The sequence below is a fragment of the Bacillus pretiosus genome (genome assembly GCF_052947655.1).
Genome location: NZ_CM129593.1, coordinates 2,370,326 through 2,396,419, shown reverse-complemented (window position 1 = coordinate 2,396,419; position 26,094 = coordinate 2,370,326). Strand labels below are relative to the sequence as shown.

Annotated in this window: 19 protein-coding genes and 2 pseudogenes; 3 read left to right on the top strand and 18 right to left on the bottom strand. The window is 31.9% G+C overall.

What is annotated here, in order from left to right:
- Positions 1-1,822: 1,822 nt before the first annotated feature.
- The 4 genes and pseudogenes from ACU8YW_RS12180 to ACU8YW_RS12165 all read right to left on the bottom strand — a co-directional run bounded on the left by ACU8YW_RS12180 (position 1,823) and on the right by ACU8YW_RS12165 (position 4,324).
- Positions 1,823-2,131, bottom strand: a complete 309-nt coding sequence (locus ACU8YW_RS12180) for a hypothetical protein (protein WP_431144836.1) — start codon at positions 2,129-2,131, stop codon at positions 1,823-1,825.
- 150 nt (positions 2,132-2,281) lie between these two features.
- Positions 2,282-2,410: pseudogene (locus tag ACU8YW_RS12175) on the bottom strand (D-alanyl-D-alanine carboxypeptidase); the annotation flags it as partial.
- 402 nt (positions 2,411-2,812) lie between these two features.
- Entirely contained in the window at positions 2,813-3,790 is a 978-nt protein-coding gene (locus ACU8YW_RS12170; RefSeq protein ID WP_446894069.1) for a DUF4179 domain-containing protein, read from the bottom strand.
- Between the two features lie 3 nt (positions 3,791-3,793).
- Positions 3,794-4,324: an RNA polymerase sigma factor SigX gene (locus tag ACU8YW_RS12165; RefSeq protein ID WP_088063405.1), complete on the bottom strand. Its 531-nt coding sequence runs from the start codon at positions 4,322-4,324 to the stop codon at positions 3,794-3,796.
- A 708-nt stretch (positions 4,325-5,032) separates the two neighbouring features.
- Between ACU8YW_RS12165 and ACU8YW_RS12160 the strand changes: the two genes are divergently transcribed.
- Positions 5,033-5,419, top strand: a complete 387-nt coding sequence (locus ACU8YW_RS12160) for a spore coat protein (RefSeq protein ID WP_088063404.1) — start codon at positions 5,033-5,035, stop codon at positions 5,417-5,419.
- A gap of 401 nt (positions 5,420-5,820) precedes the next feature.
- On the opposite strand, the gene ACU8YW_RS12155 is transcribed toward ACU8YW_RS12160, so the two are convergent.
- The 7 genes and pseudogenes from ACU8YW_RS12155 to ACU8YW_RS12125 form a co-directional block, all read right to left on the bottom strand.
- A complete protein-coding gene (locus tag ACU8YW_RS12155; RefSeq protein WP_446894068.1) occupies positions 5,821-7,251 on the bottom strand; it encodes an IS4 family transposase in 1,431 nt (476 codons plus the stop codon).
- A gap of 196 nt (positions 7,252-7,447) precedes the next feature.
- On the bottom strand, positions 7,448-8,092 hold the full coding sequence (locus ACU8YW_RS12150; RefSeq protein ID WP_088063403.1) for an HXXEE domain-containing protein: 645 nt from the start codon (positions 8,090-8,092) through the stop codon (positions 7,448-7,450).
- Between the two features lie 8 nt (positions 8,093-8,100).
- Complete coding sequence (locus tag ACU8YW_RS12145) at positions 8,101-8,682, bottom strand: TetR/AcrR family transcriptional regulator (RefSeq protein WP_088063432.1); 582 nt, start codon at positions 8,680-8,682, stop codon at positions 8,101-8,103.
- A 39-nt stretch (positions 8,683-8,721) separates the two neighbouring features.
- Complete coding sequence (locus ACU8YW_RS12140) at positions 8,722-9,924, bottom strand: MFS transporter (protein ID WP_060488895.1); 1,203 nt, start codon at positions 9,922-9,924, stop codon at positions 8,722-8,724.
- A gap of 74 nt (positions 9,925-9,998) precedes the next feature.
- A complete protein-coding gene (locus ACU8YW_RS12135) occupies positions 9,999-11,048 on the bottom strand; it encodes a Gfo/Idh/MocA family protein (RefSeq protein ID WP_088063402.1) in 1,050 nt (349 codons plus the stop codon).
- Positions 11,049-11,065: 17 nt separating this feature from the next.
- Positions 11,066-11,926, bottom strand: coding sequence for an HAD-IIB family hydrolase (locus ACU8YW_RS12130; RefSeq protein ID WP_088063401.1), 861 nt, complete (start codon positions 11,924-11,926; stop codon positions 11,066-11,068).
- Positions 11,913-13,237 (bottom strand): annotated as a pseudogene (locus ACU8YW_RS12125) (DegT/DnrJ/EryC1/StrS aminotransferase family protein). Before ACU8YW_RS12125 ends, ACU8YW_RS12130 begins: the two are co-directional and overlap by 14 nt.
- Positions 13,238-13,335: 98 nt before the next feature.
- On the opposite strand from ACU8YW_RS12125, the gene ACU8YW_RS12120 reads away from it, so the two are divergent.
- Positions 13,336-14,325 carry a LacI family DNA-binding transcriptional regulator gene (locus tag ACU8YW_RS12120; RefSeq protein ID WP_088063399.1) on the top strand — a complete coding sequence of 330 codons (990 nt, stop codon included), beginning with the start codon at positions 13,336-13,338 and terminating at the stop codon, positions 14,323-14,325.
- Between the two features lie 174 nt (positions 14,326-14,499).
- On the opposite strand, the gene bla is transcribed toward ACU8YW_RS12120, so the two are convergent.
- Positions 14,500-15,447 (bottom strand): class A beta-lactamase Bla1, encoded by a 948-nt coding sequence (gene bla / locus ACU8YW_RS12115; RefSeq protein ID WP_370513124.1) that lies wholly within the window; start codon positions 15,445-15,447, stop codon positions 14,500-14,502.
- Between the two features lie 207 nt (positions 15,448-15,654).
- Positions 15,655-17,790 (bottom strand): peptidoglycan D,D-transpeptidase FtsI family protein, encoded by a 2,136-nt coding sequence (locus ACU8YW_RS12110; protein ID WP_088609771.1) that lies wholly within the window; start codon positions 17,788-17,790, stop codon positions 15,655-15,657.
- 349 nt (positions 17,791-18,139) lie between these two features.
- Between ACU8YW_RS12110 and ACU8YW_RS12105 the strand changes: the two genes are divergently transcribed.
- A complete protein-coding gene (locus ACU8YW_RS12105) occupies positions 18,140-19,861 on the top strand; it encodes a peptidoglycan D,D-transpeptidase FtsI family protein (protein ID WP_088063396.1) in 1,722 nt (573 codons plus the stop codon).
- A gap of 46 nt (positions 19,862-19,907) precedes the next feature.
- On the opposite strand, the gene ACU8YW_RS12100 is transcribed toward ACU8YW_RS12105, so the two are convergent.
- The 5 genes from ACU8YW_RS12100 to ACU8YW_RS12080 form a co-directional block, all read right to left on the bottom strand.
- Entirely contained in the window at positions 19,908-20,735 is an 828-nt protein-coding gene (locus ACU8YW_RS12100) for an anti-sigma factor (protein ID WP_088063395.1), read from the bottom strand.
- The gene (locus ACU8YW_RS12095) at positions 20,725-21,258 is read right to left on the bottom strand and encodes an RNA polymerase sigma factor (RefSeq protein WP_060488847.1); all 534 of its coding nucleotides are present in this window, start codon (positions 21,256-21,258) and stop codon (positions 20,725-20,727) included. The genes ACU8YW_RS12100 and ACU8YW_RS12095 overlap by 11 nt, the downstream gene beginning before the upstream one ends.
- A gap of 601 nt (positions 21,259-21,859) precedes the next feature.
- A complete protein-coding gene (locus ACU8YW_RS12090; protein WP_088609772.1) occupies positions 21,860-23,827 on the bottom strand; it encodes a penicillin-binding transpeptidase domain-containing protein in 1,968 nt (655 codons plus the stop codon).
- A 655-nt stretch (positions 23,828-24,482) separates the two neighbouring features.
- Positions 24,483-25,205 (bottom strand): thioesterase II family protein, encoded by a 723-nt coding sequence (locus tag ACU8YW_RS12085; protein WP_426934576.1) that lies wholly within the window; start codon positions 25,203-25,205, stop codon positions 24,483-24,485.
- The gene (locus tag ACU8YW_RS12080) at positions 25,192-25,896 is read right to left on the bottom strand and encodes a 4'-phosphopantetheinyl transferase family protein (protein ID WP_088609773.1); all 705 of its coding nucleotides are present in this window, start codon (positions 25,894-25,896) and stop codon (positions 25,192-25,194) included. The genes ACU8YW_RS12085 and ACU8YW_RS12080 overlap by 14 nt, the downstream gene beginning before the upstream one ends.
- Positions 25,897-26,094: the final 198 nt, after the last annotated feature.

Below are 26,094 nucleotides of genomic sequence, written 5' to 3'. Positions count from 1 at the left end.
TTGTAATTGGAATTTAAAAGTTCGAATAGTTTTTCTTAATTGTATAGATTTATATAATCGGATAGAGGGAATTCCATTTAAATATGGAAGGTTTTTATATCGCGCTAAGTATTCATGTAAAAAATTACTAATTACATGGAAATTAGCAACGATCCAAATTCAATTGAGTGAAATTATTGAGGTTACCGAAGATAATATATGCTGATGTTGAAAAAGGAGAAGTAAACCTTATTGGTAAAGTAGAATTATCTATTATTTGCTTTCAATAAAATAGCCCTTTTAAATATAATAAATGCATAAGTATTGCTGTATTGATTAATCTTAAAAATAAACAGATTTGAATTATTCGCTATTCTAAAGAATATTTCAAATTTCATTATTTAATGCTTACAAAAAGAGCACTAAAAATCAGTGCTCTTTTTTATATTTAATTGGGGGTCTTATCGCATGTCTATCAAGCTAAGATTTTAAAGTACCCCCATAACGAAACCAACATCTCTAGCAAGATTCCGTAAGGTATTTGGAGATAAAAACCTTTGAATCTCTTGAGCAAATAGTTGTAATTCATCAGACACAGAAACAGACATAAAAAACGCCATCCTTTCCTATGATTCTACAGAAAGAATAGCGTATTTTTTCATTTTATGGAGAACTAATTATTTCTTTTTTTATAATAAGAAAGGAAATTTATTATCATATTAATTAAACATATAAAGATAAATGAGTACTTAAAAATAGTACTTTTATAGTTTCCAAAAAACAAAAATAGTATAGCTAAAAGTGATAGTATGCTAATAATTAAATGATACATATATTGAGACTGTTTCTTCATTAATCATTCCCATTATTTATTTAATATGATAATATACAGATTATATATTATCATAGAAGAAATTAAAATAAATAGAATATGCCTAATTGCATATCTAAATAGCGAAATACCACCACATACCTCATTAGCTTAAGAAAAAATAAGCAGACTTTTCAAAGGAATCACCTGTAGATAAAGAAAATTTTTATTTAGGGGGTATTTCAAAACCTTTGCTTGATAGCGATGGGGTAGCACCACATGCCCATCAAGTTAAGGAGACGAATTTCCCCAAAAATGAAAAAACCGTTATTCTTTCAGTGAAATACTTGAAAGGATAACGGTTTTTATGGTTCTCTCGCTTTCTGAATAAGCCCGTTGAATATGAATAACTGAGATATGTTTCACTCTTAAAATCACTGAATTACTTTTGAACTAGCACTAGGTCTAGCCAGGGTTTCGCCTCATTGTACAAAATTGGATTGTTTTGCGGCGTGTAGTAGGTAAGGATTGCAACTGCCTGTGATACGACCCATCCGCGGGCCCTTGCCAATGTAGCATCGTCCGTACGGATAGCATCAATTTTGATATTCATGAACCATTGGTTTCCTTTCACTCTTGTGCATGGTATCTTTCCTCCTTTAAATTTTTTATTTCTTTATTTAGTTGTTATGCAATATGTAATACACCTATATCAAAGATGTTAAACCTAAATCATCAAAAATTTCACACAATATATTATTAATATTTTCGAATATAAAAATAATGTCACAAGAACTTTTCTTTGATAAAAGCGTTACAATAACGATTTGTTTGGAAGACAAGTTCATTGTCTTATAGAAAACTTCTATTTAGAAAAAGTTAAACAGGGAGTACAAGATACTTCTTTGATTTAATTAAATCAAAGGAAAATAAAAAAACACTCCTTTTCAAAGAGTGCTTTTAAAAAATATATAATCTAATAAGAAACTAAATGTACAAACCTTGTATAAAAGATGATTTTATAGCATCTTTTTAATACCCATGTCCACCTTGCCAACCACCATGTCCGCCTTGCCAACCACCGTGTCCGCCTTGCCAACCACCGTGTCCGCCTTGCCAACCACCGTGTCCGCCTTGCCAACCACCGTGTCCACCCGGCCAACCACCGTGTCCGCCTTGCCAACCACCGTGTCCGCCTTGCCAACCACCGTGTCCACCCGGCCAACCACCGTGTCCGCCTTGCCAACCACCGTGTCCGCCTTGCCAACCACCGTGTCCACCCGGCCAACCACCATGTCCACCTTGCCACCAGCCTGCATAGCCTTGTCTCTGTGAGTTCATTCCTTCGCATCCCTTCTTATTAAAAACTCAAATACTGCAACTGGGTATTCTCTAAATATAATTATGTATCCCAAAAATAAATGTATCCGCAAACATCTCGATTATTGGTAAAGTAATTATCTAATAAAAAAAGCATTTATCATTGCAAAACTAAGCTCTATTGTTTTTTACTTTTCCTAAAACAATTTTTGCTATTTCGTTAGCATATTTTTTAAAGTCAAATCCATCATAGTTACTTAGTATTGCTACAGACAAATATTCCTTTTGAAACCGCATAAAGGGGTACCATCACATGCCCGTCAAACTAAGATTTTAAAATAACCCCAAAACGAAAAAATGAGCTTTTTTGTCACAAGTTAGCACAAAATTTCGTTTTGTGGTGACTTGTTTTCTTAAGTTGATGGCGATGGGGTCACCATATCAAAAAAAGAAAATTGTACGTTTAGACATATTTTAGATACAAAATAACCGATTCCTTATATGTTAAGGAACCGGTTATTTATTTTCCTACTGTTTTAGGGAGTTTTTTCTTGTAATGATCTTTTATTTATGATTTAAGGTTATAAACTTAAATCATAAATAAAAGATAGAGTAAAAACTGTATAAGAAATAAATGTAACGAAAACAAGAAAACATATAAACTGAGCATTAGATACATATTGTTCTATTCTTTTTTTCATTTTAATTAGTTTTATTTATCAAATGTGAAGTATCAATTTGAAATTGACCTTTCCAAGATCCAATTACTTTTCCAATTCTAGTTATATTTACATCTAAAGTAAGGGGCTGTTTAAACTCGTCTCTTCCTTCATTAACTATAACAAATGTAGAAACACCTTCGGGTCTATCATTATCACGAATACCTATATCATTTAATTTTTTACCTGCTGCCATAAGTTCAAAAGGAAGATGATCATCTGAATCATGGATAAATGATAGTCTCCCATCATTTTTAATCTCAGGGTTTTCCTCTTGTTGCCCATTAATTTTACCATCACTTGCGAGCTCTAATCCTGATGTATCAAATTCAAATGGTACTAAACTTCCGTCAGCTTTTTCCATTCTATAATGAACTGATATACGTAAATCTGATATATATAATTCTTTGAGATGTACAGTAATACCTTGATCTGTAATTTTTTCATCAATAGGAATATATTTACCATTCTTCATCATATCTTGTGTGACACCATTTTCATCTGTTATTCCTTCATTTACAACTTTATCATTTGTAATTGCATCAGAAAAATATGAGGCAACATTTGTAGCCGCCACTTGTACTTGTGGAATCATTGCTGTTGTGAAAAGTGCTCCTGCAGCTACTGCTGTATAAATGAAACGTTTTGATTTTTTACTCATGTTTGTAAATAGTCCCTTCTTCTGTTGTTTTTTATGATTTATATTAGAAACATTGTCTAGCTTGGAACGACTTTCAAATGTTTTCCATGCTTGTTCTACATCAATTTTGATTTCTTGTGGTGAATTTGAAGATTCTCCATCTAGCATTATGTTTTCCCAGTTGTTTAATTTACTGATTTCTACTAATAAATCTTGGCATGCTTCACATGTATCTAGGTGCTTTGTGAATTCCTTTCTTGTATCATGAGAAAGTTCTCCATCAATATATGTTTGAATAAATCCGATATCATAACATTTCATTTGTTACGCCTCCTCTATTTGTTTATAAATCTTGCGGAATTTCATTTTGGCTCGGACTAATAATGTTCCAATAGAAGATATTTCAGTTTGAAGTATTTCTGCAATTTCTTTATATTGAAAACCAGAGAATTTCATTAGTAAAAGGGTTCGTTCTCGATCATTCATTTTATTTAGTATTGTTTGGACCTTTGTAATCTCTTCTTTTCTTATCCAATCATCGTCTAATGATGAAACATTTTGTACTTCATGGTATTGTATTTCTTTATCAATCTTCGCTTGATACCTTTTTTCAGATCGCAAATGGTTATAAGCTACATAGGTAGAAGATTTAATCAACCATCCCGGTATGTTTTCAATTACTTTCCAATCGCTACGATATAATTGTAAAAATACTTCTTGTGCTAACTCTTCAGCGATAGATTGATTTTTAACAATCCATATGATCTGTTTTAAAGCGTAAGCATAGTACTGCTTAAATAAATCTTCAAAATTCATATCAGAAGCAGGACTTTCTTCATTTTCTATTGTTAACATGTTAGTTTAAACCTCACTTTCAATTTGATGCCTATATTATAGAGAAACCAGAAAAACGGATTTTGTGACAGTTTTTCTGATTATTTTTTTGTTATGTACTAAAAAAGCATTCATCTTATTAAAAGATAAATGCCAAAAGGGATATGAAAACATAAAACTATAATTATAACTTTTGCAGTAGTTTTCTATTAATGTAAAAGAAAACAGTTAGTTTGTTGTTTTTTCATTTTTTGTATGGTGGATAGTTTTTCTTCTGTTTCTATTGGTTTATTTTGATTCAAATTATCCCTCTCCCATTTTATTACGTACATCTTCTCAGAATTGTTCTTATTAACTGTAAAATAATTGCATAGCTACTATTGAGTCTAATACTTTATTTTAATAAAAACTATTTTATAATATGAAACCTCATGATTAGTCTACATTTTAATATTCAATAAATTAGAAAGATGAGGGATAAGGAACACTTTTAAATTAACTAGGTTTAGTCTAATACATTTTTTTAATGGGAACAAGAATGTGAGGAATCCCCAGAACGAAAATCTTATCGTTCTGGGGATATCCTTTAATTTTAACTTGATAGACATAGGTAAGACTCTTAATTTAGTAATTTGCGTAGTACAAGCCGTAACCAAATCTATTGATCTGACATACCATATGAAGGTAACTTTAAATCGATAAAAAAGTTGTAAAGGAGGTGAATATAAAGTGGCATCATTTGAAATTGGAGCAAGATCTCTTTTCAATTTTCGAAACCAACGTTTTTTCTTATTAGTTGAAGATGAAATTACAATTCCAGATAAAGGTGTAGAAATTGATCCAGTTAATATCTACGAAATTGACGAGCAAACTTTCAATCTTATCAGAGATGAAGGTGATACACCTATAATTGTACCAAGTGATGAATTTCCAACTGTACCACCTGGATTTAAATTAGAACGAAAATGTATTTTTACAGTCGATAATGCATACTTTGTAATCTATGATTTAGAAAATGGAACTGATAACAACGTCCTATTAAGAATCAGTGCAGCTTTATTTAACTCATTGAAAAATTCCGGTGTTCGTGAATGTGTACCTCAAAATTTCATTTAAGAACATAATTTGATTAAACCTCAAATGGAATACCCTTTGAACAATTTAACCCTTCGTAGTTTTCTACGAAGGGTTAAATTGTTATGTAAAAAGTTTTTTAAAATATTAGCAGTTTTTGGCGGTTCGGCAAATACAATTGCTAGTCCAAGTCAAGCAACCTAAGAAAAGCAAATGCCCAAAACGAGAAGATTAGCATCTCCAGGTGAAAATGTACAATTTTTTTTTGGGGGGCATTATGAAATTCTTAAGTTGATGGGCATGTGGCGCTAACCCATCGCTATCAAGCTAAGCTTATGCAAAGTCAATTTTAGACGAGATTGTTTCTTTTTCCTAAAGGGCAAGTATAGGTGATTTAAAGATTTGCATACGAAATAAACCCTATCGGGTTTCACTTTTTTGAATTAAGCGGCTTGATTATCAGACAGGGTACAATTGTAAACGACACTTAATATATCAAAGACTGTTTTTTTCTCATATCGATGAGATTTCCGCCCGTTTTGCTGTAGGAGATTGAACAGGCGAAGTAACACCTTTGATAGCTCTTGGGTGTTTTTTTGTATAGTTTGGAATAGAAGAAGAAAATGGTCTTTAATCATATACATGGCTTTATACTCACTAAGCTCTCGTTTTTTCTTCATGAGGAGCAATTGTCGCATTTGAAACATGATAGAAGAACAGAGTAGAATGGCAATCAATTGACCATATAAATGGCACTCCAATCGTTCTGGTTTTATCCTTTTACAATGATGAATTTGAAAGAATGACTTCCACGTTTTAAATAAAATTTCGATTTGCCAACGCAAAGAATACCAGTCATGTACCTGTCCCATCGGGACAATATCTGTAGGGGTGTTTGTCATATATACATTGATACCACTGAGTCGTTTACTACGAGGAGAATACTTCATTCCTTTCTTTTTTTCTCTTACAGCTTGATCTTGTAATCGTTTTTGTTGCTGTTGTTTTGTTAATCGATGAACAATTACACGAGCTGGCACTTTATCAATCATTCCTACATAAGCATCAGCTATTTCACATGTTTGTCCTGGTTGAAGGGAGTTCATTAACGTCTCCATATCTATCTGTATATACTCTGTACCTTTCTTAATTCTTCCATCTTGAAAATAATCAGGGCTAGGATTTTTTTGATACATACGTGTATTCGACTTGATACGAGAGATATAGTAGGCCTCTTTATCTTGTATATATTGAAGGTCTTTTAAATGAAAATAACCTAAATCTCGGATACATAAATCATTCGCTGTCACAGTTGGGGCACACAGAGAGCCGTAAGTGCGATCATGTTGTTTACCTGGACCTGTATGAATATGTAGGAACTGTCCACTTAACAAATCATACTCAAGTTGAATTTTTATCCCAGCTGTATGGCTGCATCCTCCTGCACCTGGATAAACCGATGAAAATACATCCGGGAGTTGAAATGCAGTTGAATCTAAAATACGAATACGCTTGAAAACAGAAGTGTATGGAGAAGAAATCGGCATAGATGCGGCCAATTTTTTGCTTAGTAGTTCGGCTAGTAGGTGTTGTAAAAGTTGGACGGCCGCCTTATTAAACCGTTGATTCAGTCCTTCAGGACTGATGAGTACTTCCGTTGATGCTTCTAAACAGCTAGATAACTGAGTTAAAGAAGTCATAGCTACATTTTGGCTCACCCATACACATAAAGCGACTAAATCTTTTGCTTGGTACTTACTAGTTCGTTGTACAAAACCAACATCTCTAGCAAGATCCCGTAAGGTATTTGGAGATAAAAAACTTTGAATCTCTTGAGCAAATAGTTGTAATTCATCAGACACAGAAACAGACATAAAAAACGCCACCCTTTCCTATGATTCTACAGAAAGAATAGCGTATTTTTTCATTTTAGGGGGGATTTTGTTTTATTAGCTTGATAGTGATGTGGCGCTAACCCAAAACACAAAAATCTCTATCAAAAAAAGAAAGGCGACTAAGCACCTTTCTTTTGTAATTCACTTGTACTCTCTTCAGCATCCAAAATCTGAATCACTTTAACGTAGCATTGTACGGACCTAATTGCTTTTTAGAAAAATAATGAATTGTCTCCTTATTTTTCAGTAACATATTTCCTTTTATAATTAAAAAATAGGTAGCTACTAGAAAATAGATTATCCCTAATATCCAATCCAAATTTGTAGCTAAATTGTGTAAAAGAACATATCTCATATATGCATAACCAATCGGAACATGTAGTAATACAACAGCACCTAATCCTGGGTTGTATATTGTTTTAGCTTTTATATTCGCAAAAATACCATGCCATATGAATTGAAAAAATCCCATTAAAATAGGTGCCAACCCAAGCCATATAATATTTGGAAAGAAAACCGGAAGTAAATAAAAAACATACGCAATCAAAATATTTATTACCATAGCAGATTGCGTATTTAATGGATAGCGATCTGGTATATCACTTTTAAATATAACTACATTAAATAGACCAGCGAAATAACCTGGCCAACGATACTCTTCAAATTGATGCACTAAAATGGCTACAAAGCTTAACGCTAACAGTACCTTTATTTCACTCATTTTCCCAAAATTCGCGACTAAATAACCTAAGACAACAATAGCCATAACTAACCCTACATCACACCAGTGCTTTCTAAAGAAACTAATCATCTCTATCACCCACTCTCTCAATTTTTATAAAAATAGCGTTCAAATAGAAAATCAATTTGCTTTTCTACAGGCTGTATTCTTATATCTGCCCCTGATTCAAGAATTGGCATCATTAATGCTGGAAGAAAAATGGATCCGAATATTTGCACCGTCATCATCATTAAAATTTCCTGATCCGTTTCATTTGTTATTTCACTCAAAATATTCTTCACTTTACTAAAACCGAGCCTCTTCAAAAAATCTCCATATTCGTATTGAGATGTAAATACCGTAGTTCCCATTGCAATAATTTTCCTAACTAACTCAGGGTATTGCCGAATTACCAGTACATAATCAAGTAAAAATATTTTTAATCTTTCTTTTGCTGGCACTTTAATATCATCTAAAATAGAAAAGGTGTCTTGAAAGCTAATTAATAAGATTTTAATTGTTTCACTAATCAATTTTTCTTTTGAGCCAAAATGGTAATTTACAAGCGCAATATTTGTATCCGACAATGCCACAATTTTTCTTATTGTTACACTTTCGAAGCCTTCGTCTTTAATGAACTCCAATGTTGTATTTACAGAATTTTTAACTTCATCAATCTTTTTGGAAATTCCAAATATAATTATCTTTTTCACATTTTAAAAATTTTTCTATAAATTTTTCATATTTTCTACTTTTTTGGCACTTTCATTACTGTAAGTGGAAATTTTTCTCATTTTTAAAATAATACAACCTAAACTAAATGCGAAAAGTGAAAATATCCCAAAAGTAACCTTTATAGTATTTAAGGACAGACTCCAGCTAATTAGAAAAGATACTAGTGCCCCCCCTAAACTGGCCGATGCAATAAATAAACTAGTCACTTCATCAATATTATTTTCCATAATACGGGAAGCTAAGATTAATGTTATTGGAAAAACACCCGCTATAACTAAACCAATAATGAAGATGATAAACAAATACATACCTGTACCTTGAACAAAGGGGAATAGAAATAATAGAATCACTAATGTAAAGCAACTAGATGTAATGTATGTCCAATAATTAAATTTATGAGCAAACTTACCTACAAGTATTCTTCCTATAACTATGGCTAGCCAAAAACAAGATATACTTACTGAACTGATTAATTCATTATTGGTAAGAATCATTATTGTAGATAAAAAATTTGCAAGATTGGTTTCTATGCCTGCATATAAGAATGCAAAAAGTGAAATAAATACTATAACTTTCATCTTTTCACTTTTAAATTTAAGAGTGAATGAGGAAAGGGATGCTCCTCCCTTTTCATTTTTTTGAGGAGAAAAATTTAGAAATTTTGTACGTCCAAGCATGTACCAAACAAATAGTGTAAAAATAAAGAATAGTAATATCCCATAAAGAATAAAATACCATTCATAAAATTTTGTAATATAATTAACTAGTAACGGAAATCCTAGCGCCCCAACCCCAAACCATACTTCGAGAATACTAAATTTAGCAGCACTATTCCTTTCTGCTGAAATAATAAAGGAACCCACCGTAGTTTCTAACAAACCTGCTCCATAGCCTAATACAAAGCAAATAACGGCTAAATATGCCCATTCTTTAATATATATAAAACCTCCTAGGACGATGGACATTACTAAAACACCTAATGTTATTGTTTTAAAATAATGATACTTTCTTACTAGTATGGGTGAACTTAGAACACCAAATAAAAAACCCGTAAATTGAAAAAATATTAAAACACCTAATTGATCAGGAGTTCTTCCATAATATTGTATTAATGAAGGAATTAAACTACCTATGCAAACATGTATTATTCCTACAATAAAATAAAACAAGCAACCATAATAAAATATTAACCGCACCTTTTCTCAACTCCAATCCAAAATAAAAACAGGGATTTAAGTAAAAGTTTTAAACCCCTGTTTTTACCATGAAACTAAATAGTTGCTACAGATCGTTCTTTATTACTACTGCTTTTATCAAAAAACATATCCAATATTACTTGTGAACGAAATCCATCTTCAAATGTTGCTACAGACTTATTTTGCCCACCTTCCGCAGCCTTAGCCCATTCTATAATTTCACTTCTAAAAGAATCAGACCATTCAAAAATCTCGTTTTCTGGATCGACTAGTAAAGGTAATGGTAACGGGATTTCATGTTTTTCCAATCCATCAAAGAGTATATATTTATTTGGCTCTTTAGAAGAATACTTATATTCTTTCTTCGTACCTATTACCTCTATACTAAAACCACAATCGTCAAGAAATGAACTTTTAGATGTTGTAATATTAACAAAAACCTTATTTTTCAATTGGCCATAAACCTCAGCATAGTCATCAACAAAAACTGGTTTACTTTCTTTTTCCTTAACATTTGTTTTAATTTTAGTTCGAACAGTATCCTCTCTGAAATCACTCTCAAATAAAAACCATAATAAATCTATTAGATGAATTCCTAAATCTCCCAAGGCCCCGCTAGTTCTATTACTTTGAAAATCATCTCGCCAAGTAAACGAAGTTCTCCTAAAAGCGCTATTCTTTTTAAAATGCAATCTTACCACTACTATTTCCCCTAATTCTTCATTTTGAATTAATTGTTTTAAAGCCTTAACATAAGAAAGGTGGCGATAGTTAAACCCCATTGAAGCGACTAAATTAGTATTTTTTGCTATTGTCATCATGTATTTTGCTTCTTCACAAGAAATTGCCATTGGCTTTTCACATAACACATGTTTGTTTTTTAATAACGCTTGAACAGCTTGAGATCTATGACAAAAATTCGGTGAAGATATTATTACCCCATCAACTACTTCAAGTAACTCTTCATAGCTATTAAAAACCTTCCCACCAAAATTCCCTACCAACTTTTGGGCATTCTCATTATTAACATCATACACTCCAACTAATTTACAACTATCAACAGTTGATAATGCTCTAGAATGAGCTCTTGCAATACTTCCTGCACCTATAATCCCAATATTCATTATATGAACATCCCCTTTTAATTAATAATGTGCTTTAGAGTATTTAAAATTCCAATCGAGTATTCACCTTCAGCTAACATTGAGTGTGTGTTTTTGGCTTCTTCTGTTGCATTTTCTACTAAATAACCATGTCTTACAGCTTGTAGCATTCTTAAATCATTCCCACTATCTCCAAAAGCAATGGCATTTGTTTTATCTAGTTCGTACTTGTCTAAAATAAACTTCACTATCTCATCTTTACCTGTTCCAAGTGGAATAAAATCTACATCATAGCAATTTTCTGGATCACCAGCTAGTGGATTACATTTGTTAATATTAACTCCCACTTGGAATATTTCTCCGATTTCTTCTATCTTTTCTAAATTCTTTGCATCAATAAATTCATTTTGCTCTTCATAATAAAAATTAAATTTGTACTTAGAACTTCCTAATTGTGTCTGAGGTCTTAAAAAAATTTCATATTTTGATTCTAGCAATTTAAGAATTCTTTCAATCTTTGAAGAATCAAAACCACCCCCTATAATTCTCTCCTCCCAAATTTGATCATCTATAGTAGTCCCATTACTATCAAAGTACGTTATTTCTGTACCTAACCCACTCGCCACAAAATGAGGGAAATACTGAATACCACCCTTTTTCATTTTTTCAACAATTGATTCTAAACTACTTCCCGTTACCCAACCAATTACTAGATCCCCTTTACTTCCTTGTTCATACAAATACTTTTCTAACAATTTCATATTGCTTCTTTTAGAATCATCCATGTTATGAGGATAATAAGTTTCATCAAAATCACAGAACACTACATATTTAGGCTTTTTAACCTGTGGTAGTCTTTCAAAATTTAAAGACTTTAAAACTTCATTACTTATTGACATTGAATAATCCCTCCAAAACGAAATTTTGCTCTTCTAACATCATATTTGGGTGTAAAGGTAAATGTAATATTCCTTTATGAACTTGCTCTGTATTTAATATATTGTTTTGCAAATCATTTTCCTTTATCCACTTAGTATTTTGTTTATGAGATAATACCGGATAATAAATATCTGTTTCAATGTTATACATTTGGTACAATTTATTTTTCAACTCGTCTCTTCTTCCATTTTCAACTCTAATCGGAAAAAGGTGCCAGACATTATCTTCTGTCATCATAGGTAGCTTAATTAATTCTCTATCCTCTAATTCCTTTAAATCACGTATATATCGTTGAGCTAAATACGCTCTTTTTAAATTGTTATATGATAAGTACTTAATTCTTTCCAAACCAATAGCTGCTTGCAAATTATCAATTTTAGAATTGAATCCAAAGTCTAATACCTTTTTATTTTTTTATCAATCTCAAATCCATGATAACTATATTGATTGCAACGAATTGCAAGAGTTTCATTATTAGTAACTATTGCACCTGCCTTACCACATACACCAAAATTCTTATATGGATTAAAACTAAGGACAATTATATCTCCATATTCTCCAAGATTTGAAGAACCAATAGCTTGACATGCATCTTCAATAACTGTTAATTGATATAGATCCGCAATTTCACGAATTTTTTTCATTTCACATTGTTTACCATACAAATGTACAGGTAAAATGCATTTAGTTTTTTTGGTTATAGCTTCTTCTATTTTAGATGGATCAATACAATAACTCTGCTGATCTATATCTACAAATATAGGTTTTGCTCCGACTGCTAACACGGCATTTTCAGTAGCAGCAAAACTATTAGCTGGCATAATTACTTCATCTCCCGGCTGAATACCAATAGATAACAATGACACCATAAGGGCATCTGTACCACTACTTGTTGCAATTACAAACTTTTTATTTAAATAATTTCCGATTACTTCTTCTAGCTTTTTTGAAAATGGTCCACTTGTAAATTGACCTGTCGGTAAGACATCTTTTAAAACTCCTATAATTTTTTCAACCTCATCTTGAGAAATCAACCGATTAACTGGCATAAATTCTATTTTCTGTATATTTTTTCTGCTATAATTGAAAATATCTTTTTCTATATCAATATCTATTTTCAATTTATTTTCCCTAAATAATTTCTCTTTCATCTTGTGATTCGGCAATATATTACTAATTTCAAATTCTTTTTCTTTTGTTTCCCCCTGTAGGCACTTTAATAAAGCTAAATTGTCTTTACTATATCCAGAAATTGTAGTAAGAGTTTTCACGTTAAATCACCTCTAAGAAATTATTTTGAAAATCATGAGTAGACTATATTTTATGTTATCGATTACATGTCAACATTTTTTTTACGGAGGGTTTCTCTATGGTAACAATTAACGAAATAGCTAAATTATGTAATGTATCAAATGCTACGGTTTCAAGAGTTCTAAATAATCATCCATATGTAAATTCAGAAAAACGTGAGAAAATAATAAAAGTAATGCAAGAATTCAACTATACTCCTAGTTCTATTGCTAGGAATCTTAGGATAAATAAGACACAAACCATTGCTCTATCAATTCCAAATATAGATCATCCTTTTTTCGGAAAATTAGCTAGAGAAATTTCTAAAGAATTATTAAAACACAATTACAAATTGCTAATTTATCAGACTTTTTATGAGAAAAAAATAGAGCTAGAATTACTTTCATTACTAAAGAATAAAGCTGTAGATGGTGTAATTCTCGCATCCCTAGAAAATAGTTGGGAAAATATAGAGCATTATTTAGCATATGGGCCCATATTACTTTGTAATGAGTATGAGGAAAATGCACCTATTCCAATAATTTGTTACGATGAATTTGAGGCTGGATACAAAGCTGTTAAACATTTAATAAACAAAGATCATAAAAAAATTGGCTTTTGTTTTGATTCTCTTAATAGTCAAGCACAATTAAAACGCCAACAAGGATATTTGCATGCCTTAAAAGAAAAGCAATTACCATTCAATAAAAATTGGCTGTTTGGAGATGCAATTACTATTGAAGATGGATTTAGAATTTTTGAGAAATTAGATAAATTAAAAGATAGACCTACTGCATTATTTACTGGAAATGATCAAGTTGCTGCTGGAGTCATTAAAGGAGCTACTATAAAAGGATATTCTATTCCAACTGACTTAGCTGTTTGTGGTTATGATAATCAATTAATTTGTACAGTTACAACTCCAACAATTAGTACCATCGATATTCCAATTGTTGAACTGAGTAAACGTACCGTTAACGAGATTCTACTATATATAAATACAGATGAATCTATTAAACGTAAAATTATTGAATATCCTACAAACTTAATTATCCGTGAATCGACATAATTAAAACAAAAGTTTCTGCTTAAACTTATCTAATAAATAAAAATAAAAAGAGGACGTAAATAATAATGCGTCCTCTTTTTATATCAAATTAAATTAATCCATCAAAATGCTTTTCACATTAAAAAGAATCACTTTCCAAGTTCATATTTTATTACATAATGAATTGAGAGATTATCACTTAAGAGCCTTAACTATAACTTCAGTTGCCTCTGCAATGAGTTGATTATCATAAGTAGCTTCTTTCTCATCTTTACTAGATAAAATTGCGATAATAATTGGTGCTCTATTTGGCGGGCAAACGATAGCAATATCATTTCGTGTCCCATAACTTCCAGCACCGGATTTATCTGCAACTATCCAGTCAGTTGGTACGCCTGCACGAATAAGTTTGTCTCCTGTAGCATTTCCTTTCATCCACCCTGTAAAAATGTTACGTTTATGAACCGGAAGCACATTTCCGACCGTAAAGGCTTTCAGATTCGTAGCAATTGCTTTCGCTGTACTAGTATCACGAATGTCTCCTGGAATAGCCTCGTTTAATTCTGTTTCAAAGCGATCAGACATAGTAACCCGATCACCCATCTGTCTAAGCGCTTTTTCATATCCTTTTGGTCCGCCTATTTTGTTAAATAAAATGTTCCCTGCAGTATTATCACTGTTACGAACAGCAGCCTCAGCAATTTCTCCTAGTTTCATTCCAGTATCTACATGTTTCTCGGTAACAGGTGAATAATCCACTAAGTCTTCTTTCGTATAAGTAATAACTTCATTTAATTTCTCAGTAGAGTTTTGCTGTAGTAATACCCCTGCCGCTAACGCCTTGTAGGTTGATGCAAAGGCAAACCTTTCGTTAGGTCGATAAGAGATTGTTTGATTTGTACCAGTATCAATCGCATATACACCTAATCGTGCATCGAATTTTTTCTCAAGTTGAGAGAACTCTTTATACGTCGCCTGATGTTTATGCTTCACTTGTCCTGTCTTTTCTTTCGCCTCAACTTGCAATGGCCCTCCTTTAAAAGCTTCTAAGCTTGTAAGACTTAAACCTAATATACCAACGCATATACCTATTTTTAGCATCCTCTTGTTTTTCAAGATCATCATTCCTTTCAAATTCTTAATACCTTTTTATACGTACACATAATAGACAATCACCGAAACAAATCTGTTCCATAAACTTAAAAAACTTTATAACTAGTATCAGAGGTATTAACAAAATAAGTGATAGCAACTATGATCGCCACTATCGCTTATTTCACATCTCATCTTTTTACTTATTAGTGCCTTTATATATACAAGGGCTCTTCACCTGAGAAAAGTGCACAAATTTTACTCGTTTTGATTCGAAGCATCTATACCAGCAACTTCACCATTTATACGCTGCTGTTTCAAATCAAAGTATACATCTAAAACTTCTTTTCCAATTATAGAATTAATTCCACTTTTATCGTTATGAAGCCATGGAACTACTACAGAAAATGCTACTTCTGGATTATCATATGGAGCATATCCAACTAACGTTAAGTTGTAGCATTCCATACGTTCTCCTTTTGCATTTCTACCAATTGGATCATCTCCACCATATACAGTTTGAGCTGTCCCTGTCTTTCCTGCTGGTTTATATGGCGCGTTTTTGAAATACTTCACGCCAGTTCCATCACCTTCTTGGAATACCCATCTAAACCCTTCTTTTATCCGATCAATATGTTCTGTCTTCATATCAATTCGATTTAATACGACAGGCTCTATAGAGCGTATAACTTTGCCAACCTCTTCTTCTTTTATTGATTGCTCTCGTATTTCTTGTACAATTTGAGGTTGCATTCTATACCCCCCATTAGCAATCGTTGAAATATATTGCGCCAATTGCAACGGTGTATACGTATCATACTGCCCGATAGAAAAATCTAGTAAAAAACCAGGCTGACTATCTACTTTTCTAGTTTGTCCAATTATTTCATTCGGTAAATCAATACCTGTTGGAACTCCTAATCCAAATTGTTTAAAATAATAGCGCATCGTATCAAATGCTCCTTGTTTTATATCCAACGAACCATTTGGTACGTAATTAACTCCCGCAATTTTTAAAGCTGTCTGGAACATGTATACATTCGAAGATACTTGTAGCGCTCGTAAATCATTAATATTACCAAATCCGGATACATTCCACGATTTCTTAGCTTGTGTACCTTTAAATTTCATGGGTGCATCATAAAATTGATCTCCTGGCTGTATTGCCCCTGTCTCATATCCAGTTAATAAAGTTGCACCTTTTACAGCTGACCCTAGCTCATACGAAGTTGTCATGTTACCTAATGCCAAATCCTCAATCTCTAATTTCCCTTCTTTTTCTACAATCTTTTTGCCTGCCATAGATAGAATCTGTCCGTTATTTGGATTCGTCATGACGACAAAAGCTCGGTCCAACAGTGGCTCTGAACTCTTAAACGCTCTCAAATTTTTCTCTATACTTTCTTCCACTTTCTTTTGTAATTCCATATCAATCGTTAATGTTAAACTATTACCACTTTTTCCTTTAGAGATTATTTCTGTGTTTATAATGTTTCCTGATTTATCAGTAATGTTTTTCACTTCTTCTTTTGCACCGTGCAAGACATCTTCATATCGTTGTTCAATATAACTTTTTCCTACACGATCATTTCGGTTATATCCACGTACCAAATAAGAATCTAAGTTTTCTTTCGGTAATCCTTCTTCACTACTCGTAATATTACCTAACACGGAACGAAATAAATTACCATTTACATAATTACGTTCCCAATCAACTGTTGCATCTACTCCTGGAAACTCAGCAAGGTTTTCACTTATTCGCGCATACTCTTGATCTGTTACATCTTTTTTTATAATTTGTGGTGTTAGTTGATAACCTGAACTCATTTTGCTTTTAATAGCTAACACCTTTAAATCTTGTGCTGTTAATTCTGCCAATTCTAATTCTGTAACACGACTTCGTCTTAAGTCTTCTATTTTTTTATCTAACTCTTTTCCCTCTATTCCCTTATCTTTTAACTTTTTTATATCTTTTTTAGTAATCATTGTCTCCGCACGTTTCGTATTCAACTGCATCCAAAAATCTTTTTTATCGATATCTGTTAATTTATTTATATCTTGTTCAGACATTTCAAGCACTTTCGCTAAGTCTGTTGCTGTTTTTAAAATATCTTCATTAGTAATTCCCTTTACCCTTGTATACGTAATTGTGCGAAGAGATTTATTATTAACAACTGTTTTCCCTTCTCGATCTAGTATTTGTCCACGTGGAACTGGAATGCTAGTTGTTGCATTTTGACTGCTTTCTATTTGATTCTTATAAGCCTCTCCCTCTACGATTTGCACCTTTCCTAGCTGAACAATAATAGCTGAGAATAGTAAAAATATGCAAAGGAACATTATATTTAATCGAATAGATATATACGTCTTGTTCTTTCCTTTTTGATTCCCCATAAATCCTCCATTTAATTCCTTATATGTTACATACCGATGGCCGGTTATAAATATCGTTTCGACTTTTTTGCTAAATCCTTGTTAGCATTCATACCTTTTCGTTTAGCTACGTAATTCATAACTCTCCTTTCCTATTTTCTCTCTATTTTTTGTCGCTAGCATTAGAAATGCTAAACTATATACTGGCCCATATAAAACTTACACATAGATTTGCTAAAAACTTTTCATACTGATTATTCCTTTCTTCATGCTGTAATACTTAATAGACAATCTAAATAATAAAGTTGTTCCACATTTACAAAAAAAATAATTAACTATAAGATGAAATAAGCTAAAAAGGGAGGGTTTTATGTTACATACAAAAATAAAAAGATGGAGATTTATAGCGATTCTTTCTATTGTAGGTTTGATATTAATAATTTTGTTAAAAAGCCATTTCTTTTCAATTACTATCGAAACTTCTTCGGCCGAAAGAGGACAAATACTTGATCGAAATGGTGTAATACTAGCTACAAATAAGAAAGTTAAGTCTTTATATTGCACTTTTAATGATGAGAAGCTATCGAAACAAGATACAGCAAACACATTAGCTTTTTTCAATCAATTTTCAAGCGAATTTCAACATGACATTTCTACAGAGGACATAAAATCTCAATTACAACAATCTTGTAAAAAGCAGACTATGAATGATATACCGTTATACTCTGACATAACTGAGAATGAACTTGCATTCATAAACAAAAACAAACCCAATAATGTAATAATCAAAGATGAAGTGATTCGATATTATCCTAAACGTGAAATTGGTTCACAGGTAATTGGGTATGTAGAAAATGACCTTAATGTACCCGTTGGAAAAAGCGGGATTGAGCTGCAATATGAAAATGATTTAAAAGGAAAACCCGGAAAAACTCTTATTTTTAAAATGAATAATAAAAAGTTCTTATGGAACATTCAAAAAGTACAAAAAGGAAAAGATATCTGGCTAGCTTTAGACTCTAAGTTGCAGCAAAAAACAGAGGAAGCATTAAGATCTCAAATCAAGAAAATAACTGATGTTAATGCTGGTTATGTTGTGGTAACCGATGTGAAAACTGGCGCAATTTTAACTATGGCCAACTCAACAGTGTTTGATCCAAATACATTATATGAACAAGTATCATCTAAAAAAGAAAACATCAAATCACTTTCGCAAAATAAAGCAATTCAAAAATTAAAGTATGGTGAATCTTATGTAAATATGGCCTCAACTATAAAGCCACTTACTATTTTAATTGGATTAAACGAAAAGCTTTTTCAACCTGAAGATACTTATTTAGATAAAGGTACTTTTCAATATGATAATCAAAATAACATTACGAATGCACCTGGAACGCCAACAGGTGAGATTACACCGAGGCAGGCTATCATTAATTCATCTAACACATTTATGACAGCAAAAGTAGCTCTACCCTTATTCAACCAAAATAATGGGAATATAGAAAAAGTTGCACATATATGGACAGAGTATTTAAAGCAATTCGGCCTTCGTTCTAAAACTGGGATTGATTTACCTTTTGAAGAAGACGGACAATATGAATTTCATCCAACAAACAAGTTTGAAAATGGTATCTCCGCCTTATTAAATGCCTCTTGGGGAGGAAATGAAGTACACACTCCTCTTCAACTTGCTCAATATGCAGCAACTTTAGCAAGTAAAGGTGATAAATATAAACCTCAAATCGTAAGTGCTATTATTGATCAAAATGGTAAGGAAACAAAAAAGTTTAAACCAATTTTAGAAAGTTCAAATTGTTACCCGGTGAAATTTTGGAGTGTCGTGCAAGGTGGGATGAGCCAAAATATAGAGGAAATTAAAAACTTACCCTTTCATGTCGCAGGTAAAACAGGCATAACAGGTGCTCCGAATGAGCAAGAAAGAATGATAAACCATTCTCTTTTCATTGCATATGCTCCTACCGAAGATCCACAAATTGCCGTTTCTGTCGTTATTCCTGGTAGTAATTCAGAAAAAAACATTGCTGCTCTCGTTACATCAGAAATTTTAGAGTACTGGAATACTCTTCAATAAGAGAATAAAAACATAGAGGAAGGTTCATTAAAGTGAACCTTCCTCTTTACCATATAGAATCTATATTCGTTATTTTCCATTTACCTTCATGATCCCTTTCGAACATGAAAGAATATTTAATATCAGTTAAAACATACTCTTTTTGTACATATCCAGTATTACCGCTAATTGTCGATACTTTTATATATCCATTATTCTGCACTTTTTCTGGAATCCAAGCTTTTACCATTTCATTAGATACTTCATATAAAACTTGTGATTCTCGCTTTGGTTCAGCTAAAATTTTCGTTTTATTTCCAGTAACAGTTGCATATACATAATGCGCTTGCTTTGGTTCGTTACTTTCTGTCAATCCACTTGGTACTTTGTATGCTTGCTTTGAATCATTTGTAAATTCTCCCCCCATGGTAAGAGCAACTTGCAACTCATGAAAAATATCTTCATCAAATTTCAATTCATCCTTCTTATAACTCTTCCCTTTAAATAGAACTTCATCATTTAACGCTCTATACAAGTCATTTTCATTTTTTGAATTTGTACTTTGATATAATTCATTCATAAATTGTTTTAATGTTGGATCTTGAGCAGACTCATCTTTAGTTTTAGGCTTAATTTGTGTACTACTTTGGACCGGTGATTTATTATCATCAAGCCATGGTTGTTGAACGATAACAAATAACATTGTACAAACAAAAACAACTATAATTGGCAGAGCTTTTTTACGAAACGGTCTTTTATGTTTTACAGAATTCACTTCATTATTTTCATATATAGACTGCTTTATTTTAAAAATAAATTCTTCTTCATCTTTACGATTCTCCATTGGACCTTTTTTTAATTTACTATACCAGTCAGGATTTTTTTTATTGTTCATCACTACTACCCTCCCCTATTAATTTTGAAACCTTACTTCTCGCTCGGCTTAATCTAGATTTAACAGTTCCAATGGATACTCCCAGTGTTTCAGCCATTTCTTCATAAGATAATTCATATTTCGCGTCTAAAATTATTATTTCACGGTGTTTTTTAGGTAGTTTTAAGACAACATCCCACACTTCATTCATTTCCTCTTGCTTGAAAAACTCTCGTTCTGCCGATGGAGATTGCTTATCGTCACTAAAAAAACCTACTAATGATATCCTTTTAAAATAGGAGGATTTCAAATAGTTTATTGCTGTATTTCTTGTAATTTTTAATATCCACGTTTTAATAGATGACTCCTTTCGAAATGAATTCCAATTTTTAAATACCTTTATAAACACATCTTGCGTGATATCATCTGATAAGTGTGGATCTTTCGTAATAATAAATGAATAATTCCATACATCTTGCCAATAGTCTTTTATAACATAGTCAAGCTCATCATGAATACACTTTTCAATAAACGTCTCTTCCATTTCCACACCTCGAACTTATTTGAATAAAGATAAAACTACCCTCACTTTTATTATGGTTTCAATATATAGACAAGATACAAGTTTCATTTGTTCCATTGTTTATCTTTTTTTGATAGAAAAATCCTCCTAAAAATGTAAAGGTGTGCGATTACTTTCATAAAATAATCATCTATACATTCTTTTACATGACAGGCTCCTAAAAACAAGTAAAGCATACAATGTTAAAAATACACTCATAAAAAATCTGATTATTATTTGTGCATTTCACGCAACACTCCACTTGTATCACCTTTTTTCTTAGAGCATACTTATTTGTGTGCTCTATTTATGCTTTACTAAATAACCGTTTTGTTAAAGTTTAAAATCCCCCTCACTTGTCCCTTTCAATTTGTTTTACTCTTCTATTTACTATTAGCAATACCAACCTTTCAAAAATGAAAACAAAGATAAGTTATCATCTTTATTCAGCCACAACAAAAAAGCATTCTCGATTAAGGAGAATGCTTTTTCGAAACTTAATTGTTCTTTGTATTGCTCAATTTATACGCTCGTGTGAAGCAAACAATGAATGTAGTAAAAGATTTTACCTTATAGTTACTTATTATTTCTGAAAAACATGTTTTACTTTTTCGCCTGGAACGTTACTCCCCCCTCTTCCTTTTACATCTTCGATCATCATGGTAACGATCATGTCGGACGCATTTGCATCAAAAGCTGCAAACCATCCAAGTTCTTTTCCGTCTGCTTCCTTCGACTCCTTCAGTTCTGCTGTACCGGTTTTACCAGCAAGAGTTATACCATCAACCTTAGCAATTCTCCCCGCGCCATCAGGGTCATTAATGACTTTTATTAATGCGCTCTTTAATATCTCTTGATTCTTTTTAGAAACCACATTTTCTTTCCAATTCCCCGCTACTTTTGCTTCTTTTAAAAGATGAGGCGACGGAATATTCCCTTCATTCACAATCGGTGCATATGTTAATGCTAAATGAAGTGGTGTCATTAATACTTGACCTTGTCCATATCCCGTGTCTGCTAGTTGAATATCATTTTTTATCCCATCTCTTGCAATGATTGAAATAGGAAATTCGTATTCGATTGGTAATTTTTCATGAAATCCGTATTTCTTAAATTCATTTACATACTGATCTTTTCCCATTTTCAAAGCTTGTTGAGCAAAATAAATATTATCAGAGTACTTCATTGCCTTATCAAAATCAATTGGACTAGCTTCCTTCACACGTGTTACATAATAATTTCCCCAAGATGAATCTTTTGCCCACTTTAATCCTTGAATTTTAAATTCTTCCTTCGGGTTTATAGTGTTTGTTTCCAAACCAATTGCACCAGTAATCGTTTTAAATACGGAACCTGGTACAAATGCTTGTGTGAAACGATTCATCATTGGTAGTTTCGAGTCGTTATTCCATGCTTCTCGTTGGGCTTTTGATGCTCCTCTAACTATTGTATTTGGATTATAAGCAGGGCTACTTACAAGTGCAATAGTTTCACCTGTTTTAGGATTGACCGCTGCACTAGATCCTGCTTCATTTTTCATCTCATTAAAGATTTTTTCTTGAATTGCAGCATCAATTGTTAACGTAACGTTTTCCCCTTCTTTTGCTTCTTTTTTTGCTACATTTTTAATCTCTTTTCCATTCTCATCTTCTATAAATACGCGTCCACCTTTTTCGCCACGCAATTTATTCTCTAATACTTTCTCTAAACCTGTCTTACCTACTAAATCATCTGCTTGATACCCTTTTTTTTGAAGCGATTTTAACTCCTCTGCATTCACCTTTCCTATATAACCAGTTAAGTGTGCCGCCGCTTCTCCTAATGGATACGTCCGAATATTTACTGGGCGAGATGCAACTCCTTCTAATTCAATATAATCATTCTGTCTAGTTCCCTCTTTTAAAATACCAATTGGTACAAAGGAGTCTGGTTTTATCCATTTCGCTGTAAGCTTCTGATCGACCTCTTCTATAGACATATCAAGTAATTGTGCTACTATTTCTTTTGTTTGCGCTGCCGTTTCGCCTAGTTTCTCTGGAATAATTCCAACCTCAGTCGCTTTACCATTCGTTGCAAGAGCTTTCCCATTTCGATCATATATTTCTCCGCGTTTTCCTTGTTCTATTTGCATACGTACTTTGTAATCTTTTTTCATAGCTGGAAAAATGAAATCTGGTGTCCAATCTATTTTCCAAGATTCCTTTTCTCTCACGAGTTTTGCTTCATGGATAAATGAAACTGTTCCTCCATCCGTATCCATCTTAACTTCAAAAAGAAAAAGCTCTTTATCTTTAGCATTCTCTCCTTTCGTTTTAATTTTTAAATTCTTAACTCCAATTCCCTCATAGATTTTTTGATATTTCTCTGTGAAATCCTTTTTAGAAATCGTTTTTTTGGCACGCTCTGATAAATGATCATACATATTTGCAAATTTTTTATCATTCCATAAATTGATATATTCTTCAAATGTTTGTTTTGGCGGTTCGTTTTTATTACACCCTACCAACATAACTGCAAAACAAAAGAAAACCAGCATCCATAATTTTTTCAATTCAATCTTCTCCCTTTGTTAAAAATATTTATTCCTTTCTTGATATATTAAATAAAAAATGTTGTAACGCTTAATAGACAGTGTAAGTAATGAGATTGTTCCACATTTACAAAAAATTTCATTTACGCTTAAGTTGCATTGGAAGAGGAAAGTTTGTAAGCTTCTTGCAAACATAAGGAGCGAATATATTTAGCGAACGTTATAAGTATTAGTGTTGTTTTAAAAAATTCATTTAAAATACCTTTTAATTCGTTTTCGTCGATATTATCTTTATAGATTTTTGATACAAAAAATAGAATCCTTATAGTAAGGATTCTACAGTAGAAAATGATAGATTTATTTTTCTTAGCCTGATGATTTGGGCTTTTAAAGTACATAGTACTTACAATTAGCATTATAAGCAAGATCCGCTACTTGCATCGATTAACTCATCAGTTATCCAATGACTGTCTGATGAAGAAAGAAAACTTCACCTTCAGGTAAAGTCAACTTAAACTAAAGTTACTTCATATATTTCACTTAAAATTCCATCAACACCTACCTTTAAATAGTTCGTTTAAACTGCCCTGCCTTTGTTCAAAGATATTTCAGCAATGCCTGTATTTTTCATCTTTAATATTTTTGTTTCTTAGCCATGAGTATAGTTAGAAAATCTCTAAAAACTATTTGATAATCTTTTAGAATCTAACTTTCTTATAATACTATTTGCTATTTCTTCAATATTTTCATTTAGAAAGAAATGATTACCTTCAAAAGAATGAAAAGTACACGTTTTACTTGTGTATTGCTTCCATTTTATTACTTGATCATATGTAGTAAACTCATCCTTTTCCGCATTAAATATAAGAAAATCAATATCACATGGTTGTGTATTATTGTCATGAATATATGTCTCGACAATTTTAAAATCTGCTCTTAGAATAGGTAGAAAAATCTCTATTAATTCTTCTGATTCAAGTACCTCAGATGGTGTACCTCCCATTGCAATAACTTCTCTTTTAAATTGTTCATTAGAAAGATTATGTCGAATATTTTTTATTTTACTATTTGGATGATTTCTACCGGACAAAACAAGAAATTTAGGCAACACATTTTTAGAATCTTGTATTTTTCTAGCTACTTCATAGGCAATCAAACTTCCCATACTATGCCCAAATAAAATATATGGCGAATCATCTATCTGCATAACGATATTATTATAGACATCATTCACCACCTCTTCCATACTTTGGTGCAAACTTTCTTCAATTCTATATCCTCTACCAGCTAACTCTATCGGGACTACCTCAATATATGGATTAAAGTAATTTTTCCATTTTGCGTAACTAAACGCAGATCCCCCAGCATGTGGAAAGCAAAAAAGTTTAGTCTTTTGCATTGATTTTCTCCTTACTTTCAAATTTGTATATATTTTGGCAAATTGTATAAATGTCTTTAATTATTATCTCTTGCGGAAATTCATTCCTTGTTGCACAAGCAGATATCTTATAATTTGGATCAATGTTATATTGTTTAAAGTAAAAGTTTTTAGGTATATTCTTGTATGTAATTAAAGTTCGTGACTCTTTTTTTATAGAGAATGAATTTAACGGGGTATAAAGCCCTTTTCCAATCGTTTTTATATAACTTTCTTTTAATGTCCATAAATCATAAAAATAATTAATTTGTTCATCAGAATTCATATTAGATATTTCATAAAATTCTTCCTCTGAAAAAAATTCATGTGCTAATTTAAAAGCCTCTATTTCTGAAACTTTTTCTATATCAATACCCACATGAAAATTAGCAGTAGTACAAACCACCCATTCTCCTGAATGTGACAAATTAAAATGAAAGTCAGAAAAATTTTCAACAAAAGGTTTTCCATACTCATTATATATAAATCTAATTTCTTCATTATTAATTTTATACTTTTGGCAGATTAGAGATCGGATTAGTAAATCTCCTATCAGGGTCCTATTAATGTCGCATGAATTTAATAAACGCTTCATTCGTTCTTTCTTCTCATTTGAAACTAAGTTACTAAGTTGCTTAAACAAATGACTTTCAATATTCTTTGGTATTTTCACAGCTTGAATTTGTATGATAAATCACTTCCTTTTTTTAAGAATTACTTCATATATGAACGTTACAGAAATTCAAATTCACTTTATTAAATTGCATATACAATAGGAAAGGTGCATATTTACATATCAATGAAAATATGCACCTTTCCTCAGTAATATCATCAGGTATTCGCTTCTATTACAAAGATTTCAGAGCATTTA

Bases quoted from the DNA above. Each gene is read 5' to 3' on its own strand.
- ACU8YW_RS12180 (WP_431144836.1), bottom strand. From the start codon at position 2,131: ATGAACTCACAGAGACAAGGCTATGCAGGCTGGTGGCAAGGTGGACAT.
- ACU8YW_RS12170 (WP_446894069.1), bottom strand. From the start codon at position 3,790: ATGAAATGTTATGATATCGGATTTATTCAAACATATATTGATGGAGAA.
- ACU8YW_RS12165 (WP_088063405.1), bottom strand. From the start codon at position 4,324: ATGTTAACAATAGAAAATGAAGAAAGTCCTGCTTCTGATATGAATTTT.
- ACU8YW_RS12155 (WP_446894068.1), bottom strand. From the start codon at position 7,251: ATGTCTGTTTCTGTGTCTGATGAATTACAACTATTTGCTCAAGAGATT.
- ACU8YW_RS12135 (WP_088063402.1), bottom strand. From the start codon at position 11,048: ATGAATATTGGGATTATAGGTGCAGGAAGTATTGCAAGAGCTCATTCT.
- ACU8YW_RS12130 (WP_088063401.1), bottom strand. From the start codon at position 11,926: ATGTCAATAAGTAATGAAGTTTTAAAGTCTTTAAATTTTGAAAGACTA.
- ACU8YW_RS12120 (WP_088063399.1), top strand. From the start codon at position 13,336: ATGGTAACAATTAACGAAATAGCTAAATTATGTAATGTATCAAATGCT.
- ACU8YW_RS12110 (WP_088609771.1), bottom strand. From the start codon at position 17,790: ATGGGGAATCAAAAAGGAAAGAACAAGACGTATATATCTATTCGATTA.
- ACU8YW_RS12105 (WP_088063396.1), top strand. From the start codon at position 18,140: ATGTTACATACAAAAATAAAAAGATGGAGATTTATAGCGATTCTTTCT.
- ACU8YW_RS12100 (WP_088063395.1), bottom strand. From the start codon at position 20,735: ATGAACAATAAAAAAAATCCTGACTGGTATAGTAAATTAAAAAAAGGT.
- ACU8YW_RS12095 (WP_060488847.1), bottom strand. From the start codon at position 21,258: ATGGAAGAGACGTTTATTGAAAAGTGTATTCATGATGAGCTTGACTAT.
- ACU8YW_RS12085 (WP_426934576.1), bottom strand. From the start codon at position 25,205: ATGCAAAAGACTAAACTTTTTTGCTTTCCACATGCTGGGGGATCTGCG.